10 protein-coding genes are annotated in these 20501 nt (G+C 72.7%); 1 reads left to right on the forward strand and 9 read right to left on the reverse strand.

The genetic code is table 11. The features are described from left to right. Positions 1 to 63: 63 nt before the first annotated feature. Both sph and OCT49_RS30310 read right to left on the reverse strand, forming a co-directional pair. Complete coding sequence (gene sph, locus OCT49_RS30305) at positions 64 to 1044, reverse strand: sphingomyelin phosphodiesterase (RefSeq protein WP_283854986.1); 981 nt, start codon at positions 1042 to 1044, stop codon at positions 64 to 66. 167 nt (positions 1045 to 1211) lie between these two features. After that, a complete protein-coding gene (locus OCT49_RS30310) occupies positions 1212 to 3026 on the reverse strand; it encodes an AAA family ATPase (RefSeq protein ID WP_283854987.1) in 1815 nt (604 codons plus the stop codon). A 403-nt stretch (positions 3027 to 3429) separates the two neighbouring features. Between OCT49_RS30310 and OCT49_RS30315 the strand changes: the two genes are divergently transcribed. Beyond that, the gene (locus OCT49_RS30315) at positions 3430 to 5583 is read left to right on the forward strand and encodes an ATP-binding protein (protein ID WP_283854988.1); all 2154 of its coding nucleotides are present in this window, start codon (positions 3430 to 3432) and stop codon (positions 5581 to 5583) included. A 15-nt stretch (positions 5584 to 5598) separates the two neighbouring features. On the opposite strand, the gene OCT49_RS30320 is transcribed toward OCT49_RS30315, so the two are convergent. The 7 genes from OCT49_RS30320 to OCT49_RS30350 all read right to left on the reverse strand — a co-directional run bounded on the left by OCT49_RS30320 (position 5599) and on the right by OCT49_RS30350 (position 20271). After that, positions 5599 to 7452 carry a hypothetical protein gene (locus OCT49_RS30320; RefSeq protein WP_283854989.1) on the reverse strand — a complete coding sequence of 618 codons (1854 nt, stop codon included), beginning with the start codon at positions 7450 to 7452 and terminating at the stop codon, positions 5599 to 5601. Positions 7453 to 7625: 173 nt separating this feature from the next. Further along, complete coding sequence (locus tag OCT49_RS30325) at positions 7626 to 8726, reverse strand: DEAD/DEAH box helicase (RefSeq protein WP_283854990.1); 1101 nt, start codon at positions 8724 to 8726, stop codon at positions 7626 to 7628. Continuing rightward, positions 8723 to 10585, reverse strand: coding sequence for an MrfA Zn-binding domain-containing protein (gene drmB, locus OCT49_RS30330; protein WP_283854991.1), 1863 nt, complete (start codon positions 10583 to 10585; stop codon positions 8723 to 8725). The genes OCT49_RS30325 and drmB overlap by 4 nt, the downstream gene beginning before the upstream one ends. After that, entirely contained in the window at positions 10582 to 13707 is a 3126-nt protein-coding gene (locus tag OCT49_RS30335) for a helicase-related protein (RefSeq protein WP_283854992.1), read from the reverse strand. The genes drmB and OCT49_RS30335 overlap by 4 nt, the downstream gene beginning before the upstream one ends. A 59-nt stretch (positions 13708 to 13766) precedes the next feature. Continuing rightward, a complete protein-coding gene (locus OCT49_RS30340) occupies positions 13767 to 17024 on the reverse strand; it encodes a sigma-70 family RNA polymerase sigma factor (RefSeq protein ID WP_283854993.1) in 3258 nt (1085 codons plus the stop codon). 534 nt (positions 17025 to 17558) lie between these two features. Beyond that, entirely contained in the window at positions 17559 to 18371 is an 813-nt protein-coding gene (locus OCT49_RS30345) for an SAM-dependent methyltransferase (protein ID WP_283854994.1), read from the reverse strand. Between the two features lie 103 nt (positions 18372 to 18474). Beyond that, positions 18475 to 20271, reverse strand: coding sequence for an N-6 DNA methylase (locus OCT49_RS30350; protein WP_283854995.1), 1797 nt, complete (start codon positions 20269 to 20271; stop codon positions 18475 to 18477). Positions 20272 to 20501: the final 230 nt, after the last annotated feature.

Raw genomic sequence — 20501 nt, forward strand, 5'->3', positions numbered from 1 at the left:
TCGTGGAGCGGGGACGGTACGCCGCCGGCACGACGCCCCGCTCCTCTGCCCCCGCTGTCGGGGCTACCGCGCCGACGCGATCACCGGGTAGTGGTCGGAGAGGTTGGTGTACGTGTAGCTCTTGCCCCAACTGCTGACGGTCCAGGGCGCGCTCCGCTCCTTCACCACCTCGTTCGTCCACCCGGACGGCTGCGCGTGCCCGGCGCGGTACAGGACGTGGTCGAGGTCCTCCCGGGGATCGTCGGGGTAGCGGTCGGCGGCGATCGAGTTGTCCCGCGTGTCGAAGGAGTACGGGTGTCCGGTGCGCGCCGAGGCCCGGGTCAGTCCGGCGTCGGTGAGCATCGAGGAGTACTCGGAGGAGTGGAAGTCCACATTGAAGTCCCCGGCCACGACGACCTGTTCGGACGCCGGAATGTTCTTGGCGTCGAGGAAGGCGTCGAGCTCCTTGAACTGCAGGCTGCGCTTGGCGGCGGCCTCGCCCGCGCCGCAGCCGGGATCGGTCGACTGCGTGTGGGTGCCCACCACGTGCACCCGCGCCCCGTCGACGTTCAACTCGGCATAGGCGAAGCCCTTGTTGGACCAGCTGTCGCTGCCGCAGGCGTCCTTGTAGACGTACTGCTCCTTGCGGACGATGGGCCACTTGCTGAGCACGGTGACACCCCCGTCCTCCGGAGTGAGGGCCGAGTACGCCCCGCCGGTCGCGTCCCAGCCGCTCTTGCTCCGGCCCACCACCGGCGTCCGGTAGGGGTACTGGGCGGAGGCGTTGTTCAGCAGCGCGTCGGATGAGGAGTTGTCGAACGCCTCCTGGAGGACGACGACGTCATTGCCCTGGAAGAACGATGTCTTCGGTATCTCGGCCGCGCGGTGGTCCTGACCCCAGTTCGGATAGAGGTTCTTGCTGAAGAGGAACGTGTTGTACGTCAGGACGCGCAGCGGCGGGGCGTCCGCCGCCGATGCCTGCGGAGCGTTGGCGGCCAGTGCCGCCGCGGCGAGTGCGGCGGCCAGAGTCGCGCCGGAGACACGGCGGATCGCTGAATGCGGCACAGGTACTCCTGGTGCGGGAGGGGGAAGTGGTGCCGCCCATCAAAGCAGGGGTAGTTACCCGTGGGTAGACGTCAGGTGCCGGGAGTCTTTCCGCAACGGTACGAATGGGGCCCGGAGGTCGGACGGACCCGTGACCGGCCGTGCTCCAGGCCGCAGGTCGGGCATTCTCATGCCGCAGGGCCCCCGTGGGACTCCATGAGCTCCTGATGGGCCGCCGCCACGTCCGGGGCGAGCACGGTGACGATTTCCTCCCGGGTGGGCGTCGTGCCCGTCGCGTGCTCGGCGTACAGCCGCAGGTCCCGTTGCGCGGCGGCCTTCTGGCAGAGCTCGCGCGCGAATCGGGCATTGCCCAGGGTGTCGCCCATGCCGCCGTCCACGGCGGAGGCGAAGATGGCGCCCAGCGCGGCCGTGGCCGCCTCGTCGGGTTCGTCGCCCTGACCGGCCAGGACGGACCGGGCGATCAGGAGCAGCTCCGGCGCGGAGTACGAGGGGAAGTCGACCCGGGTGTTGAACCTGGACACCAGGCCCGGGTTGGCGGCGAGCAGCCCGGTCATCTCCTCGCGGTACCCGGCGAGCACGACGACGAGCCGGTCCCGGTCGTCCTCGGCCCGCTTCAGGAGCACCTGGAGCGCCTCGTCGCCGAACGCGTCGCCACCGCTGTACCCGCTGTTGGACAGGGCGTACGCCTCGTCGATGAACAGCACACCGTTCAGGGCGGAGTCGATGACCTTGCTGGTCTTGATGGCGGTGGACCCGAGGTGCTGCCCGACGAGATCGACACGCTGGGCCTCCACGACATGACCGGACTTCAACAGCCCCAGCCCGGCGAACACCTTGCCGATGATGCGGGCGACGGTGGTCTTCCCGGTGCCGGGAGGGCCCGCGAAGACGAAGTGCCGGGGTCGGGCACCGCTCGGCAGCCCCTGCTCCTCCCGCAACGCCGCCATGCGCAACTGCGCGATCATCGTGAGGACCTGCCGCTTCACCGGCTCCAGCCCGATCATGTCGTCGAGAGCCTGCTGCGCCTCGGCGAGCAGCCGGTCCCGCTCCTCCTGCGACAGCCCGTCCTCGCCCCCGTCGCCCTGCCCGGAACTCGCTGCGGTGCTCGAAGCGGCGGGCGGGGCGGTCGTCCCCGCAGAGGTCGAGGGCGCGGGTGAGGGCGAGGGAGCAGGGCCGGAGGAAGGGGCGGTGGGGGAGGACACCTCGGCCACCGATGCGGCCGTCGGCGCACTGGAACGCGCCTGGGCGCGCACGTCCACGTCGAAGAGGCCCGGAGCGCACCGGAACGCGTACTGATACCGCTTCAGCGCCTCGTCCGCCCGGCCCAGCGACTCCAGGGAACGTCCCATGAAGTACTTGACCTCGGCGTCGAAACGGCTCCCGGCCTCCAGCTTCTTCGGCAGCTCCGCCAGCACGTTCAGGGACTCGTGGCAGACCCCCTGGGCGAACAGCGAGGCGCCGACGTACAGCTGGGCCTCGTCGTACAGGAACGCGTCCTGGATCCCCGGCGCGAACCGCAGCACCAGCGCCCAGTCCTCCTTGAGAAAGGCGTACCGGGTGCAGACGAAACGGGTCTCGTCGCAGTCCAGTTGCGCCGATGAGAGCCCGGCCCACGCCTCGTCGAGCCGGCCCGCGTCCAGCAGTGCCGCCTGGGCGGCCACCCAGAGATCGCGGGCGTTCTCCAGCCTGAAGGTGACGTAGTGGCCGAGCTGGAACCGGGAACGGAGCGGCATCCCGAACTTGGCGCGCAGCGCGCCGAACGAACCGGAGCTGCGGAGCATGCCGTCCAGCGCCTCCTTCTGGCGCTGCCCGGTCGCGTGCAACCCCAGCCAGGCGTCGGCGGCGAACGGATCGTGCGTCGTGGCGAGGGAGAACTGCTCGGCCGCGGCGACCATGTCGCCCTGGTGGAACAGGGCCATTGCCTGTTGCCAGGCCCGCTCGGCCTTCCTGGCCGACCCCCGGTATGCGGCTGCTCCCTGCACGGCTTCTCCCCTCGACGGCCGTGGGCCCGCGGCGGACGGCCGACAGGGCACGCCGTGATGACCTGGAACAACCGTCAGGATATCCAACGGGACTGACACTCCGCCGAACACAACCGGAGCCGTTCCCCGCACCGGCCGGGGCCGCCGGAGCGGGGACGTCGGCCGGCCTCGCCGATGGACCGGCAACACCGGGAGGGCCGTATGCGCCGATTCCACCGGGAGTGCCGCGAAAGGCCGGCATTCGGGCAGTCGGGGAGGCGGTCGGATTCGGACTCCCGACGATCATCATCGCGATGCCCGGGGGATATCGACCCACTGGACGCTAACGTTGATCCGCACGGCGGCAGCGACGGTGCCGGGGAGGGCGCACCGCGCGGAACGCCGGGAACGAGGAGTGCGCGACATGCTGGATCCCACTTCGGTGGCGGCGATCTCGGCGGTACTCGGCGCGGTCGGCTCGGGGATGGCCAACGAGGCCGGCAAGTGGGCCTGGGAGTCGACCGGTGGCGTCGTACGGAGGATCGTCGGCCGGGAGGTCCCGGCCCCCGCGGCGCAGGACGAGCGGGACGACGTGGCCCGTATGGTGCACGAACGGGTCCGTACGGACCCGCAACTCGCGGCCTCCTGGCGTTCGTTCGCGTCGAGGGTGGGCGGCGGACCGGGCCCGGCCAGGTCGGTGCGGTCGCATCTTCCCGCCTCCATAAGGTTCTTCACCGACCGCAAGGAGGCGATGAGGCAACTCCAGCGGGAGGCGACCCGGCGCGCGGACGGGAGGCCCAGGGTCGCGCTGGTGCACGGCCCGGACGGCATGGGGTCCAGCACCCTCGCCGTGCACTACGGCGCACAGTCCGCCCGGCTCTTCCCGGACGGCCGGATCTACGCCGACCTGGGCGGCGGCGGGACGAGCGGCGTCCGCGACTCCGGAACCGTGCTGCGAGTGCTGCTCCGTCAACTGGGAGTGCCGGACGAGGAGATGCCGCCCGCCACCGAGCAGCTCGGCGAGTTCTTCCGCCATCGGGTGGCGGACCTCAGGCTCCTGGTCGTGCTCGACCACGCCTACTCCGCCTCGCAGGTGCGGCCGTTCCTCACCTCGGCCCCCGGCGTGTTCACCATCATGGTCGCCCGCAATCCCTTCCCCGCCATCGACGCCGTGCGCGTGCCCGTCGGCCCGCTCACGGACAAGGACGCGGTGCGCCTGCTCACCGACATCACCGACAAGTCCACCGTCGCCGCCGCCCGCGCCACGCTCCCCTCGCTGCTCGCCCGCTGCGGCGGTTCGCCGTACGCCCTGCGGGCCGCCGCCCGCCAGCTCTCCGCCCCCACGCTTCCGCCGCGCAGTGCCGGGACGGACGGCGACCCGGTACGCGGGGCCGCCGAGGACAACTACCGGCTGCTGGCACCGGAGACCGCGCGGCTGTACCGGCTGATGGCGCTGCGCGGCTGGCCCGCCTTCGACGCCGCGATCGCCGCACGGACCACCGGCGAGGCCCCCGCGGCCACGGCGGAACGCCTGGAGGACCTCGCGGACCGGATGCTCCTGGAACACCACGGAAGCGGAACCGGCCGCTACCACTACCGTCCCGGGGTCCGCGCCCACGCCGAGGCGGCAGCGATCCGCGAGGACGGCATCGCCGCGTGCTCGGCCGCCCTCGGCCGCACGCTGACCGGGTACGCCGACCTGGCGGCATCGGCCGCCCACCAGGCGCTCCCGGAGAGCTGGCGCGTCCCGGCGCCGCCCGGGGACCGGACCGGGCAGCGGTACGAGGACCGGGGCGCCGCCCTTGGCGCGCTGCTCGTGGAAGCGGGCAACCTGGTCGAGGCGGTGCGGTGCGCCGAGGAGTCCGACGCCCCGGACACCGCTGTACGCCTGTGCCGTGCGCTGTGGCCGCTCCAGCTCAAGGCGGGCCACCACGAGATGCTGCTGCCGGCCCTCCGGACCGGGGCACGCCTGGCCGACGCCCGTCTTTCCGGCTCCCGCTTTTCCGACGGCCCCGACGCCGGGGCACTCCAGGCGCAACTCGCGCACTCCCTCACCGAGACGGGACGCTGGGAGGAGGCCGAGGCGGCGGCGCGGGCGGCGGCGCGCGCCGAGGAATCGGCGGGCCACAAGCGGGGCCACGCCTCGGCCGTCGAGTTCCTGGGACTGCTGAGGCTGCGCCAGTGGCGGTACCAGGAGGCGTACGACTGCTTCGAGGAGGCCGGCGGCATCCTGGGCACCATGGGCGCCCAGGACGAGGGGGCGGACGACGTGCCGCGTGCCGAGGCCCTGCTGGAACGCCATCGCGGCCGGGCGCTGCGCGGGCTGGGACGGCGGGAGGAGGCCCGGCGGCGACTGGAGACCGCGCTGTCGTACTTCCGGCCGGGCGAGGGGTCGGGCGGCGACACGTACAACACGGCCCGGACGCTCACGGATCTCGCCGAGACCTGGCTGGACGAGGAGAACACCGAGGCGGCGCTCCCGCTGATCGAGGCGGCGATCACGACGCTCGACGGCCAGCGGGCGGAGTACCACCTCTCGCATCTGCGACTCATGCGGGACCGCTGCGTGACGTCGTAGGCCCGGGGCCGGTCCTCAACTCCCCGGATCCGACGGCGTCAGGGGAGCGACCCGCACGTGCTGGACCCGGTCGCCCGTACGCAGCACGAGCCCGTCGGTCACCACCCGTGCCAGCCGCGCGTGGGCAGTGGCCGCGTCGTGACCGTCCACGGAGAGCCAGGCGTACAGGGCGGAGGCGTACGCGGAGGGATCCGTGGCGGGGTCCGCGGTGCTGACGTCCTCCGCACCGGCGGCGGGCACTGCGGTCAACCGCAGCGGTTCCTCGCCGCGCATCCGCACCACGCACGTGGACGGCCCGGTGACATAGGCCGCCAGGGAGCAGTCCCGATGGCGGCGGAGCACCTCGGCCGTCCAGACCGACGGGGACCCGAAGCGGGGGTCGTCGGGCGCCCCGTCGCGGAAGACGACGTCGGCTAGGTCCAGCCGGTCCACGTCACGGGTGTCCTCGTGCACCGCGATGTGCAGTTCCCCGCCCTCCTCCGGTCCGGTCGGCGGCCGGGAGCCCGCCCACCGGCTGATCGCCACCTCTCCCGGCCCCAGGACCCGCGACCGGACCCGCAGCGGGACGGTGACCGTCGCCGTCTCGTGGTCGGGCAGCGGGAGCGGTGTCAGCGAAGCCGGCCGGTCGGGCTCCGGCTCGCCCATCATCGAGTAGAAGAGCCTCCGCAGCCGTACCGCGGACTCACCCGGCACGGAGGTGGTGAACTCGGCGGGGCCGGGCAACGGCCGGTGCCGGCCGACGAGTTCCGCGAGCTGCGGGGCGAGCGGCGCGTCGGGGTCGAGCTTCGGGGCCTCCCGCATGAACGAGGAGATCGGCGCGTCCGGGTCGAGTGCGTCCAGCGGAGCGGAGGCCAGGAGTACGGGTGTGCCGAGGGCGGCCGCGTAGTAGGTGACGGAACCGTGGTCGCCGATCACGGCGTCGGCGGCCAGCAGGGCCTGCCGCCATCCCTTCAGCGGATCGACCAGTGTCAGCCCGGCGCGGCGCGCCCGATCGAGCCAGGCGCGGATCTGACCGGGGCCGTGTCCGTGCCAGATGTTGGGGTGCAGCACGACCGCGAACCGGAACTCGTCCACGGGGAACTCGTCCGCGATCCGGTCCAGCAGCGCGGCGACCACGTCGCCGCCGCCGCCCCCGCCTTCCACGCCGTCACCGAAGAGGGAGTCGGAGTTCCAGGTCGAGTTGAGCAGGACGAGCCGCTGTCCGGACCGTACCCCCAGCGCGCGGCGGAAGCGTTCGCGGCGGGGCCGTGCGGCGAGCACGCGGTCGAAACAGGGGTCCCCGGCGAGCACGGCGGTCGGCGCCGCCTCCGGGCAGGCGAGGCGCAGCCGGTCGTGCTGTTCGGGGTGGGAGAGGACGAGCGCGTCCGCGACGGGCCTGCCCCGCGACAGCAACCACTCCGGCGCGAGCCCGAAAACGGGCGCGGGCACCGCACCGCCCCTGCCCTCGGCCCGGTGTCCGGTGTCCGGTGTCCGGTGTCCGGTGTCCGGTGTTGCCAGCCTTTTAGTGTATCCAACGCCGTGCGAAAGGATGATCAACTTCCCGGGAAACACGTCCAGTCGACCACCGAAGCTGGCCGATATCACCAGGTCCGCATCCGTTTCGGCCGCCTGCTCCCACGGCAGCACCGGCACCCCGACGTCGGCCAGCAGCTCGGCCGTTCCGGCCGCGAACGCGGAGGAGCCCGTGCAGGTCGCCAGCAGCTGGACGCGCAGGTCGTCGTCGAACAGGGGCAGTACGTCGAGCAGCCGCGTCGCGGAGGTCACGTTGTGCACGACGACGAGGACCCGCAGGCACTTCTTCCGCGTCGTCCACCGCACCGCGTCGTCCCCCACCGGCACCCGAATCCACCCGGTCCGACCGCGCTCCATCCGTACACCCCTCGTCCCTCGTCCGCCCGGCCCGTCCCGGGGAGCCCTGTCGGCCACCCGACCGGCCGTGACAGTCAATCAGCACGGTTGCCGGACCCACCACCACGGGGTGGAGCGGTGGGTCCGGTGGCATGGGCCGCGGCGCGACGACGAGCCGGGGCCGGGCCGGTGCGTCATCCGCGGGAGAGCAGCTGGCGGGGGATCGGTGCCAGGATCGGCGGCTCGTCCGTTCCCTCGTACCCGAGGTGCAGTTCGGTGCGGGCGCGCGTGACCAGGACGTAGTAGGCCATGCGCAGGGCGGCGGACGTCGGGTCGGTGGCCGCGTCCACGTGCGTGTCGGGGACCACCACGTGGTCGAAGCCGAGGCCCTTGGCGCTCGCCCGGTTCACGATCACGATGCCCGGACGCCCGAGATCGAGGTTCCGGTACCGGCCGCCGGTCGCCTGCGAGGTGTACATCTGCGGCTTGAGCCCCGGGGACCGCCGCGACAGCCGGGTGAGGAGGTCCTGCTGGTCCCGGACGGAGTTCAGGATCACCCCGACGCTCCGCCCGGGATGCCGCTCGACCGTACCGACGAGCAGGTCGACGAGCGTGCCGGGGCCGGACAGCCGATGCAGACGCGGCAGCGGGCCCTCGCGGCGCGGAAGTCCGGGGGCGTCCGGTCCGAGACGGAAACAGGCGGCCAGTCCGGCTATCTGCCGGGTGTTGCGGTGGTTGCCGTCCAGCCGGTGCGGGGCACCGGTCCCGAGCGCCTTGGTGATCTCCGCCAGCGTCGACTGCGTATCGGTCAGGCGCTGGCACTCGTCGGCGTAGACGGTCGTCCGCGCCCCCAGCACCCGGCAGAAGCGGTAGAAGTCCGGCGGGAGGTCCTGTCCCTCGTCGACCACGACGGAGAAACCGGGCGGCGTCCGGGCCACGGCCGCCTGGTGGAAGAACTCGCCCCACTCGAACCAGCCCGTGTCCGTCCGGGTCGGGTCGGTGCCCGCGCCGCTGCGGTACCACTGGGACAGCCAGGAGTGTGCGGTGGCGACCACCACACCGTCCTGCTCCGGGCCGAGCGCGGCGACCAGCGGGGCGAGGGACTGCCGCAGCAGGTTGGACCGGGTCAGCAGTACGACCGGTCCGCCGGTCAGGGCGAGCATCACACTCCGCTGGGCGGCCAGTAGGCTCTTGCCGCTGCCGGGCGGACCGTCGACCACATGGTTGCCGTCGAACGGCAGCGCGTCGAGCGACTCCCGCTGGCCGGGAGCGAGATCGAGATACGTGAGGGTCACCGGGGCCGCCCTTCCACGGCCGCGGCGGCGGCCGAACGGGCCCGGTCCACCACGGACTCGAAGTAGCCGGGCACCTGGTCCCCGCCCACGACCAGCGCGCGGTCGAGCAGCGTGTTGCCCGTCTCGCAACTGGTCTCCGGCAGCAGTGCACAGGCGTGACAGGCCGCACGGTTGAGGTTGTCGAAGCCCTGACCGCTGTGTTCCGCGCACAGCGGGTCGGCCGAGCACCAGGCCGCCGCCTCCGTCATCCGCAGCAGGGTCTCCGCGAGCCTGGGCGGTTCGCCCTGCCGGACGAGACCGCCGAGGGTGCCTTCCGCGTTCCCCGCCGCCGTGTACACGAGGACGCCGTACTGGTCGTGCTCGGGCCGTGCGTACACGCGCTCCCGCAGACTCGCCGTCGAGTAGCCGGACTCGAACGACAACTGCCGGATGAGGAGGTGCCCCAGTGTGTGCAGCAGAACGAAACGCGGGGAGAGCTCGGCGCCCGTCACCGTGCCCAGCCGGTCCTGCTGGAACGAGCGGCCGAGGTCGGTGCGCAGACCGGCCACCCGTCGGCGTACCCGGTCGTCGTCCTCCCACTTCGTGAGCGCGTCCTTGTCCAGCGTGAGGAAGAGCCCTTCCCCGAACACCTCGACGGCGGGGAGCCAACGCAGGCGGCGGGCGGTGTCCGCGGGTACGAAGGCCGACGTGGGGGAGACCCGGCGGAACCCCTGGAGGGCCCGTACCTCGCGGAGCCGGTCGGCGAGAACGACACGGCCGAAGCGCTCCCGCAGCGAGACCCAGGGCTCGGCGTCCTCCTGACCGAGACCGAGTTCGCCCTCACGGACGGCGAAGTCACGGGTCGCCGGGGGCGCGGGCGACATGAAGGCCGCCCATTCCTCCCGGCTCAGCTCCGGGGCGGCCGGCTCGCCCCCGGCACCGGCCACCGGGGCCGGCGGCGGGGGAGCACCACCCGTCTCCTCGGCCAGCAACACGTCCAGCAGCGCGTCGTCGGCACCGGTCTCGTCCTTGAGCAGGCCGCGGAAGGCGTCCTCGGCGGGCCCGCCGTGAGCCCGGCACAGCGGCACCCACATGTCACTGGAACGCACCCGTTCGGCCAGGGCCTCGTCGGTGACGGCGGCGGGGGCGTCGCTCTCCGGGATGTCGAGGGCGGAACTGACCACCGGGTAGTACAGATTGCCCGCGGTGCGCTGCACCACCTGGACGGGCCTGGTGCAGTCCGCCGCCTCGGCGCGCCGCTGCCAGGGATTCCGCCCGGAGCACCGCATCCCATGGGTGCCGAGGACATCGAGCAGATCACGGCCGGCCCCGCAGCCCTTCGCGGTGCACACGACGGACAGGGCCTCCAGGCCCGTGGCGCGTTCGGACACGTTGAACCGCAGCCGGTCACGGGTGTCGCAGGACTGCCGGGCGGCGGGATCCAGCCGGGAGTGCGTCCAGAACCACCAGTCGACATCACCGAGATGGCCGCCCGCGCAGATCTGCACGAACCGCATCGGCGCGAGCTTGCGCACGGGCGAGCAGCTCGGGCAGCGCGGCGGGACGCCCGCCTTCTCGTCGGCGATGCGCCAGCGGATCATACGGCGGCACGCACCGCAGAACAGCCACGACGGGAACCTGATGTACGGGGCGCCCGCCGCGTCCGGCCGGTCGAACCGGCCGTCCGCCGCGGGCGGGGCGGCGTAGAACGCGCTCACCCCGAGCCGGGAGGCCAGCCGCGGCGACTCGACCTCCTGCCGCTTTCGGGGCCAGTCGCCGATGCCCGTCGCCACGAACGACTCGCCCTGGACGTCGAAGACGGCCCCGACCCCGAACGGCAGCACCGTCTGGGCCTGCCGCACCAGAAGACGCCTGCTCACAGCTCCGCCCCCTTCACCGTCACCTGACACTCCCGGTCGACGTTCCGCATCGAGTGCGGGGTCTCCCAGAGACCCCCGTACTCCTCGAAGTTCTTCAACAGGTTCATCTGCCCCTTGCCCTGACCGCGGTAGTACAGCTCCTTGCCCTCCTTGCGGGCGTCCAGCGCCAGCTCCTGCCACGCGGACAACAGGTCCTCCAGCTCCTCGCGGACGGCCGACGCCGCCCCCGGGTCACCGGCCGCCGCCCGCAGGGCCAGCTCCTCGGCGACCGCGGCCGCCGCCGGCAGATGGTCGAGGACGTCGCCCGCCCGGTTCTCGGCGGACAGACCGAGACCATGACGCACGAGGATCACGAGCGCGGCGTGCAACGCCCGGCGCCGCGACGGCGCGGACCACGGGGTGACACTGGTCGGCTCGACGTTCCGGTACAGCGCCCGGTGGTAGACGTCGAACGTCTCGTAGTGCGAACGGTCCCGGGGGCGGGTCGCGTTGAAGAACGTCACGACCAGGCCCGGCACCGAGTGACGGCCCACCCGGCTGGTCGCCTGGATGTACTCGGCGGTGGTCTTGGGCTGCCCCAGCATCAGCATCAGGGAGAGCCGCTTCACGTCGACCCCGACCGACAGCATGTTCGTGCAGGGGAGGAAGGACACGGAATCGGGATCGGTGCACGGCTTCTCCAGTCGGTCGAGCAGCACGGGCTGCTCGGCGCGGGGCAGATTGCTCGTCAGCTCCTGTACCTGATGGTCGATCAGCTCCCTCGTACCCCGCCCGCCGTCCAGCCCGGCCAGCTGGGCGGGGATGTCGTCCGCCGCGGCCGTGACGGTGCGGCCCAGCTCGCGGAGGCTGTGGTGGTACGCGACGAGTGTCCAGTAGGCGTCGCGGCTCTCCTCGGGAAGCTCCCACGCACCCTGGAGCATGGCGGCGGCCGTCGCGACGGAGGCACGACCCGCGGTGTGCCCCTGCGCCATCACGCCCACATAGCGGCGTCCCGGGCGCGAGACGTCCGGCTCGGCGAAGTAGGAATGACGCGCGTCGAGCCCGGCCGGCGGGAAGAGCTGCACGTCACGCCCGTACAGTCCGCGTACCTGCTCGCCGGAGCGGCGGATCGTCGCCGTGGAGGCCACCACCTTCGGGCCGACCCCGTCCCGGGTGCACAGCCCCAGCACCGCCGACTCGTACAGGCCCACGGTCGTACCCAGCGGGCCGGTCAGCAGGTGCAGCTCGTCCTGGATGACCAGGGAGGGCGGCAGCCGGTCGGACCCGGCTCCGAACAGCCGCCCCGACCTCGGCTCCCAGGCCAGGCGCGCGAACTTGTCGACCGTACCGAGGACGAACGTCGGCGGCCGGTCGTACAGGTGCTCGTCCACGACGGCCACCGGCAGCTCGTCGTGGAAGGCGCACGAGTCACGGGGACAGTGGAACGCGAACGAGTCGGCCTTCGCCCGTATCCCGTAGTCGCCGATGTCCGGGGACTTCCGCTCGGGCACCATCCGGGTCCCGCACCACGGGCACCGGTCCAGGATGAACACGTCCTCGGGCCGGGCCGCGGCGCGCACGTCGTCGAAGGCGTCGACCGCCGCCTTGTACGTGTTCGGCGAGGTCGCCTCCCCCACCCACAGACCGATGGAGAACGGCTCGGCGCCGAGGGTGGCAGGGTCCTCGCGGCGGAGCTTCTCCAGGGCGCAGACCGTCGTGGCGGCACGCTGGAACTGCTGGGTGGTCAGCAGGCTCAGCGTGTAGCGGCTCAGCACGGCGGTGCCCCCGCCGCGCGGATCGCCGCGGCGCAGGACCATCACGAACGCCGCGAGCAGGAGGTACGCCTCCGTCTTGCCACCACCGGTCGGGAACCAGATCAGATCGGCCGTGTCCCGGTCCGGGTGCGACGGATCGGCGACCCCGTCCAGGGAGAGCAGGAAGAAGGCCAGCTGGAACGGACGCCACATCGCCTCGGGCGACGGGGCCGGCTCATGGGCGGTCGCCTCCCGGCGCGCCCGGCGCCCACCGGCCTGGTCGGACGCCGAATGCCGCATCTGCAGCGCCATGGCCCGGTTGGCCGTGCGGAACGCGGCCAACAGCTCGGGGCGGTCGGGGTCGCACAGGGTCCGCACCCCCGAGGCGATGCGCTCGACCACCGCCCCGACGCGGTCCAGAATGCGGTCGGCGGCCTCGCGGCCCCAGGCGGGGACCTCCGTGTTCCGCTGCTCCAGGTACCACTGGCGGTACCCGTCCACGAAGGCCAGCAACTCCTCGCGCACCCGGTCGACCGGCACGTCGGGGTCGGCGAGGTGGAGCACGCGCAGGACGGGAAGCCCGAGCGGGCCGGCGGCCCTGGTGGCGGGCACCTCCGCCTCCGGCATCACCGCGGCCCGCAGACCGGTGACCCGGCCCTCCTCGTACACCTCGGTGACCGAACAGCCGTGGCCGACCGCATGGGCACGGACATGGCGGTACTGGAGCCGGAGCTCCTGCTCCTCCGGGTCACGGCTGGCGAGACGCACACTCGGGTACTGCAGGACGTCACCGCCCACCGGACGGGCCTCCAGACGGACCTGGAACAGCATCCGGTCCCACTGCGTCGGCCGCCCCCGCCCGGGCCCGGCCGCGGCGGGCCCCGTGCGCGCCGTGTTCACCAGCGCCACGGTGACCAGGTGCCCGGTACCGAACCGGCGGCGTCGCAACCGGATCTCCGCCCGGCCGTCGAGAACGGTCATCCGCTCGGCGTCCGGGGCCGGGGTGACGGTCTCGTCGGGAAGCGCGACGCGCCGCCACCGGCGCCCGCGCTCGCCCTGCTCCGTCTCGTAGCGGGCCGCGCCACAACTGACCTCCACGGTCGGGGCGTCGGTGTAGAAGCTGAACCCGAGCGACGACGGGAGCCAGGAATTCGACTCGGGGATCGGATCGGTCGCGGGTGCGGTGTCCTCGGCGTCGTTCTCCGTGCCGGGGCCGTCCAGCACTTCGGCCGCCTCCGTCAACCGCCGCTGCAGATCGGCGTCCTGCGGATAGAGGGTGCCCATGAGGTACTGCCGGTCGGGCGGCGCGTCGAGCACCTCCTCCGGGCCCCGGGCGGGCCCCACCAGCTGACGACGGAGATAGTCGACGAGTTCGTCACGGGGGGACACTGCTCGGTTCCTCCAGATGGTTGTGGCGACGGGGGACGGGCCGGCCTGCTCCGGGGCCGTCACCCACGCCTCCACCAGCGACGGGTGTCGTGCTGCTGAGAGTCGGCCGGAGCGGGAGCCGGAGCGGGGGCGGGGGTTGGGGTTGGGGCCGGAGTGGGAGCGGGGGGCGGGGTCGGGGAGGGGGCCGGATACGGGTACGGGTACGGGGGCGCAGGTGTCTCGTGCATCGATGCGAGCCGTGCCTCCAACTCGGCTATGCGCGAGCGCGCCGCCTGTTCCACCTCGGCCGTACGGGCACGTGCGGCCCGCTCCACCTCGGCGGCGTGCGAGCGCACGGCCTGTTCGGCCTCGGCGACCCGCTGCTCCGCCCAGCGCTCGGCCGCCCGGACCCGCTCGGCCGTGTCCTGCTCCAGCGCCTGCGCGGCGTGGGCCCGTTCGGCGAAGGCGGCCTCCGCCTGCCGCAGCCGGGCCTCCAGCGCGAGAACCTCCTGGCGGGCGGCCTCCTCGATGCCGAGGGTCCGGCGGGCGACCTCCTCCTCGACGCGACGCAGCACCTGCTCCTCCCGCTCGGCGGCCGCGTGCTCCATCGAGGCCCTGACCTGCCGCACCCGCTCCTCGGCGGCGTACCCGGCTTCCCTGACGAGCCGTTCGGCCTCGTCGCGGACGGCGGCGATCTGCTGCTCCGCTTCGGCCCGGGCCTCGGCCCGTGCGCTGTTCCGCTCCTCCGCCCTGGCGTGCGCGATCCGATCGGCCAGCCCCGCCTCCAGCGCGCGGATCCGCCGGGTGGCCTCGTCCACCTCCGCCCGCGCCTCGGCACGGGCGTGGTTGCGTTCGGCCGCCCTGGCCCGAGCGACCCGGTCGGCCACCTCGGCCTCCAGCTCCCTCAGCCGCCTGGTCGCCTCCTCGGCAGCGGCCGACGTCCGGCGGAGCGCGGCATCGTCGACGACGCCGACAGCGGTGCCCGGCACGTCCGCGAGCACCGCGGGGGCTTCGGCGACCGCTTCGGGAGTGCCGACCGAGCCCGTCGGCACAGGAGCGTCGATCGGGTCTGTCGCTGCGGGAGCGGGCAACGTGTCCGCCGTCGTGAGGGCGTCGGTCGGGTCCGCGCCCGGGCCGGCGTCGTTCGCGTTCGCGTTCGCGTCAGGGTCGGGGTCGGTGTTGGTGTCGGTCGTGTTCGCGGCCGGGGCGGTGTCGGTCGTGTTCGGGTCCGGGCCTGCGTGCAGGTCGGTGCCCGCGCCTACGTCCGGGTCGGTGTCCGCGTCCGGGCTCATGCCCGCGTCGGCCGTTGCCGGAGAGAGGGCACGGACGGGGGCGGACTCCTTGAGCGCGTCCGCGGGTGCCGGCCGGGACTCCGGCTCCGCCACCTGCTCCGCTTCAATCGAGGCGGTTTCGGGCACGGCCGGTGCGGGCGCGGCCGACGCGGGGGCAGGAACCGGATGCGGAGCAGGAGGAGTGGCGGTACGGGCCGGGCGGCGGTGCCGCCCCGCCGTGCGAAGGGCCCGGCTCTCGGCGTGGGCGCGCCGGATCCGCTCCTGGGCTTCCGCGGACCTCGGCGCGGCCCACACCATGCCCAGGATCTCCAGGAGCAGCCGCCGCTGCACCGGGAGGCCACGGCCCCCCACCCCGCCCTCGGCACGCTGCTGGGCCACCCATTTCCCCAGCGGGAACCCGTCCTCGACGTGGTTCCTTTCGGGCAGGGCGCGTCCCTCCCGAGCCCGGAACGCGGTGAGCGCCTCGATCCCGGCGCGCCAGTCCGGCTTGCCGAGATCCCTGCTGATCGCGCCCACGGGGTTGTTCGTCGTCCCGTCCTCCCCGGCCCCGGTCAGCATCTCCGACAGCGCCCCGTACGGGTTGCCGGCCGGGTGACGAAGGGCGATCCGCAGCACGGAGAAGGCCTGGGACTCCAACTGCCGTACCCGTTCACGGGTGACGCCGAGCTCGCTTCCGATGGCGTCGAGAGTCGCGGGAGGCGTGCCGTCGAGGCCGACGCGAAGGGTCACGATGCGGGCGTAGCGCTCCGGCAGGAGGGCCACGAGATCGTGTACGCCCTCGTCCGCCAGCACGGCCAGGACCGCGACCTCGACGGACGGCAGCGCGGTGCGAACCTCCAGCAGTTCGCCCAGATGCGTGCCGTCCCCGATGATCCGGTCGGTGGAGTCCGTGACCTTGCTGATCCGGCGGATCTCCTCCACCTTGCCGACGGGGAGGTCGCAGGCCACCGCGACGGCGGCCGCGCTGCGGGACTTCCCGGCCGACAACAGCTCACGTTCCACCCGGCCCACCTTGCGCACGAGTTCGTGCATGTGGACCGGGATGCGGATGGCGCTGCCCTCGTCCGCCAGCGCCCGGGTGATCGACTGCCGCACCCACCAGGTCGCGTAGGTGGAGAACTTGTTGCCATGCGCGGGATCGAACTTCCGGGCCGCGCGCAGGACGCCGATCATCCCGTGCTGGAAGAGGTCGTCCTCGTCGAGGCCCTGACCCAGGTGCGCCCGGGCCTGGACCCAGACGAGGCCCTGGTTGTGGACGGCGAGGCAGTCGCGTGCGCGGCGGCGGATGTCCGTGGCCGGCAGGCTCCCCAACTCCTCGTCGGTCGGCTCGACGGAGATGCGTCGGGGGCCGCCGCGCAGGAGCACGCTGAGCCCGACCTCCTCCAGGGCCGTGAGGATCCGCTTCCCGGGCCGCTTGGTGTAGCGGTCCTCCTCGATGACGGCCCGCGCCGCGGCGACGGCCGCCGTGAGACCCGCGGTGAGCGGGGCGGACTCTTCGACGCCGACGCCGACGCCGACGCCGACGCCGACTGCGGGGGCCGGGGGAGCCGAGGCCTCCGGGGCGAGTTCCGTCATGTCGGAGGTCGCCGCCGGGGCAGCCTCCGGTTCCGCGGAGAGCAGTGTGAACCGTGCAGCCGCCCGCGCTCGCATGTCCGCCGTCTCCGACGCCGTGAGGCCCGCGAGCCGGGCCACGCCGGCCACGGCGCGCTCCGGTACGGCCCGCTCCGCGACGTAGCGGTCGAGCAACCTCAGCGCCGTACCCACCCGCGGCTGTACCCAGCCTTCCGGTTGTGGTTTTTCTGTGCGCGGGCCTGCAACCTTCTTCACTTCTCCGGAGTCGTCAAGGGGTGTGGCAGTGGTGGTGGGCGCCTCCAGGCGCAGTCCCAGTTCGAGCAGGGCCGAGGCGAGCCGTGCGCGTGCGGTGTCGTCCAGGCCCAGCGTGGCCGTCTCCGCCTCGAAGGCCGAGCGCGGTACGACGCCCTGCTGCGCGGCCCGCTGGAGATTGCGGTACAGCGTTGCGATCGAGGCCTTGAGTTCCACTGCCACCCAACTTTCACGCGACGCAACCTCGGGGCGGCAGCCGCGGAGCGCGGTTCCGTCCCCTTTGTGACAGCACCATACCCGGGATGCGTTGACGATGTAAACGTGACGACCGAAAGTTGCACTCTCTGCTTTCCGTGTACGCTGCGGGAGTTGATTGCCCCTTTTATGGGAAGGGGCGCGGCTTCGCGGGGCGGTTCCCGAAGAGCGGCGGTTGCGGCTTCATGCGCGAGGCGCACCGCGCCGTGGGTCTTTGGTGCGGTGCTGGAGGGGCTTCGGGAAAGGGAGCGGGCGGCCGTCGTTGAACTGGCCCTGCGTCACTGCTCCCGGGTGGGCCTCGACTTCGGCATGGACCGGATCGCCGACGGCCCCGAGGGGCCGTCGACCGGCTTCGGGGCGTCGGAGGGGAGGAGCCCGCTGCCCGGCGTGCCCGAGCGAATGCGGGGCGGGCGCCGTCGGCGTCCGGTCGCCGGTACCTGTGTGCGGGGCCGTGTGCGGTACGGGACGTTCACCGGCATGCCCCGTCCGCCGGCCGGAACGTCACGGCTTGCGGGCGAGACCGCCGTGTTCACCGATGGGCTGCGGGGCGGGGGAGGCGGGGTCCGGCCGCCAGAAGGGCACCGACACGACGCCGGGGTCCAGGAGTTCGAGGCCGTCGAAGAACGCCGTGATCTGGTCGACGGGGCGCAGGAAGTAAGGAATGGCGCCGGTCTCGTTGTAGGCGTCCTGGGCCCGCTCGTAGTCCGCGTCGACCCCTCGTGAACCGTCGTTGACGGAGAGGTAACTGCCGGACGGCAACCCGTCCATCAGGCGGGCCACGATGGCGCGCGCCCGGTCGTGGTCGGCGATGTGACCGAGGATGTTGCTGAGGATCAGAGCGGTGGGACGAGTCAGGTCCAGCGTCCTGGCGGCGACCGACAGGATGCGGTCGGGGTCGGTGAGATCGGCGTCGATGTAGGAGGTCGTGCCCTCGGGGGTCGAGGTGAGCAGGGCGCGGGCGTGCGCGAGGACCAGCGGATCGTGGTCGGCGTAGACGATCTTGGCTTCCGGGGCGATCCGTTGGGCGACCTCGTGGGTGTTGTCCACGGTCGGCAGACCGGTCCCGATGTCCAGGAACTGGCGGATCCCGGCCTCGGTGACCAGGTGGGTGATCGTGCGGCCCAGGAAGGCGCGGCTGCTGCGGGCCACGGTGGTGATGCCGGGGAAGACGGCGCTGTACGCGTCCCCGGCCTGTTCGTCGACCGGGTAGTTGTCCTTGCCGCCCAGCCAGTAGTTCCAGATCCGGGCCGAGTGCGGCACCGACGTGTCGATCTTCTGCCGCTCCGGGCCGGACGCCGCCGTGGGGTCGGTCATGGGTACCGTTCGTCCTTCAACCGAGGTGGGAACTCTTCACCGCACAACCTACGCCCCGACGAACACGGCATGCGCACCTGGCTTCTCCCACCAAACTCTCCCGTCAGGAGCTCCCGTCCCGCTTGGTCCGGTCCTTGTCCTTCTCCTGGTCCGCGGGCGGGGCGGGGGTATCGGAGGACGGGGGCAGCAGGGCGCCGCTGGTGAGACCGGACCGTGCCAGCGAGGCCGCGTGTTCGCCGAGTTCCCTCAGACGCCCGATGCGCTCCTCGAACTCCGAAAGGGCCCGGAAGGCGGCGCCGTACCGTCGCTGCTCGTCGATGGCCATCCGGGGGATCCGGGAGCCGCGGGGGTCGACCCGGAACGTGCCGCTGGCGCTGGTCGAACGGCGGTTGTTGGCGGCACTGCGGAGGAACCCGTTCAGATAGTCGGTGTCCAGCTGCTCGCTGGTCGACACCGCCGAGTCCTCCGTCGTCTCCACCAGCCCGGCGCGCGCCAGTTCCGAGACGCTGACCACCGCCCTGTCCCGGAGACTGCCCGCCCCGCCCTCGGAGAGTTGGGGCAACGCGCTGAGCAGCGCTCCCAGTTGCTCGTCGATCGCCGCCCGTGCCGCCTCGTACTCGGCGGTGAGGTCGGCGCGCCCGACGGACAGGTGGGCCGCGGGCGTCAGATCGACGACGTCGTCGAGCAGATCGATGCGGGCCACGTCCGCGGTCCGGCCCTCCGCCGGTTCCAGCGGTCCGTCGGGGGCGTTGGCCGTGAGGTCCGTCATGCGTACGGAATCGGTGACCCCGTCCGGCCCGTCGGGGCGTCTGAGCAGCCACAGATGAACGGGGAGGGCGTGCGCGGAGGCCATACCCGGCGGCAGCGCCACGACCTCGGTGAGCAGGCCGCGCCGTACGATCTCGGCCCGGATGCGCCGCCCGGCCCTGCGGTAGGCGACGGAGGGCGGCATCACCACGACGACCCTGCCGCCCGGGGCCGTGTGGTGGTAGCAGTGCTGGAGCCAGGCGAGCTCGCTCTCCGCGCGCGACGGCACGCCGAACTCCCAGCGCGGGTCCAGGAGCAGGTCCTCCCGGCCCCAGTCGACGACCCCGACCGGCGGTTCGCACACCACCAGATCCGCCTTGAGGTCGCGCTGCCGGTCCGCGCGGAGGGAGTCGCCCGTGCTGATGGTGATGCCGGAGACGCCGGTCACCTCCGCGCGGAGCCGCGCGAAGAGGGCGTTGGCCGGGTCGATCTCCTGGCCGGTCAGGGACCGGGCCCCCGGGGAGAAGGCCAGCAGCAGGGAACCGATGCCGCAGGCGGGGTCGAAGACGTCACCGCGCTCCTCGCCGACGACGTGCCGGACGGCCCGGACGAGCCGGGGTGAGGTGACACCGTCGGAACCGGCGCGGCCCGAGGACTCGGCGTACCGCACCGTCAGCCCGGCCAACAGCTCGGCCGGGGAACGCTCCCCGGCCAGCTCCTTCACCAGGTGCCCGAGAACGGAGTCCTCCCCGCCCCCCGACTCCCCGCCTCCGAAATCCCTGCCCCCCGACTTCCGGCTTCCCGGTCCCCGGTTTCCTGTCTCCCGGCTTCCCGGTTCTCCGGCCGACCGCAGGAGGATCTCCGCGACGGCGGTGAGGCCGTGCACCATGTCCTCGCCGTGCGTCCCGCGCAGCTGTTGCCACAGGCGCACCTCGTCGGAGACCTCCTGGCCCTTGTGCTGTGCGGCGAGCCAGGCGCGCACCTCGGAGAGCGAGAAGAGCGGGCTGCTGGTGCTGTCCGTCGCGGGCGCGGGGAAGTCGTCGTACCGTCGGCGCCAGTTCGACACGGCGGCGCGGGTGACTCCCGCCAGGCGCCCGATCTCGGCGGCGGTGACGAGGGAATCCGCGGTGGGCGACACACCATCGCTCTTCATGAATCCAAGGTACACGGACGACCCCGGGAAGGACATGCACAGCTCGTTTGCGATGTAAACACGCCTGCCCTCGTCGTGCGGATGCGGAGCAGAGAAGGACGCTCTTCGACCGCTCGGTGAAAAGCGGGAGAACCCTGCCGGTCCTCGGTGGCCGGGTGTGCATCCGGTGAAGCAGGCGGCGCATGACTCCCGCGACACCCAGGTAGGTTGAGGGCATGGCTTGATCGCTT

The organism is Streptomyces sp. ML-6 (genome assembly GCF_030116705.1).
Lineage (GTDB): Bacteria > Actinomycetota > Actinomycetes > Streptomycetales > Streptomycetaceae > Streptomyces.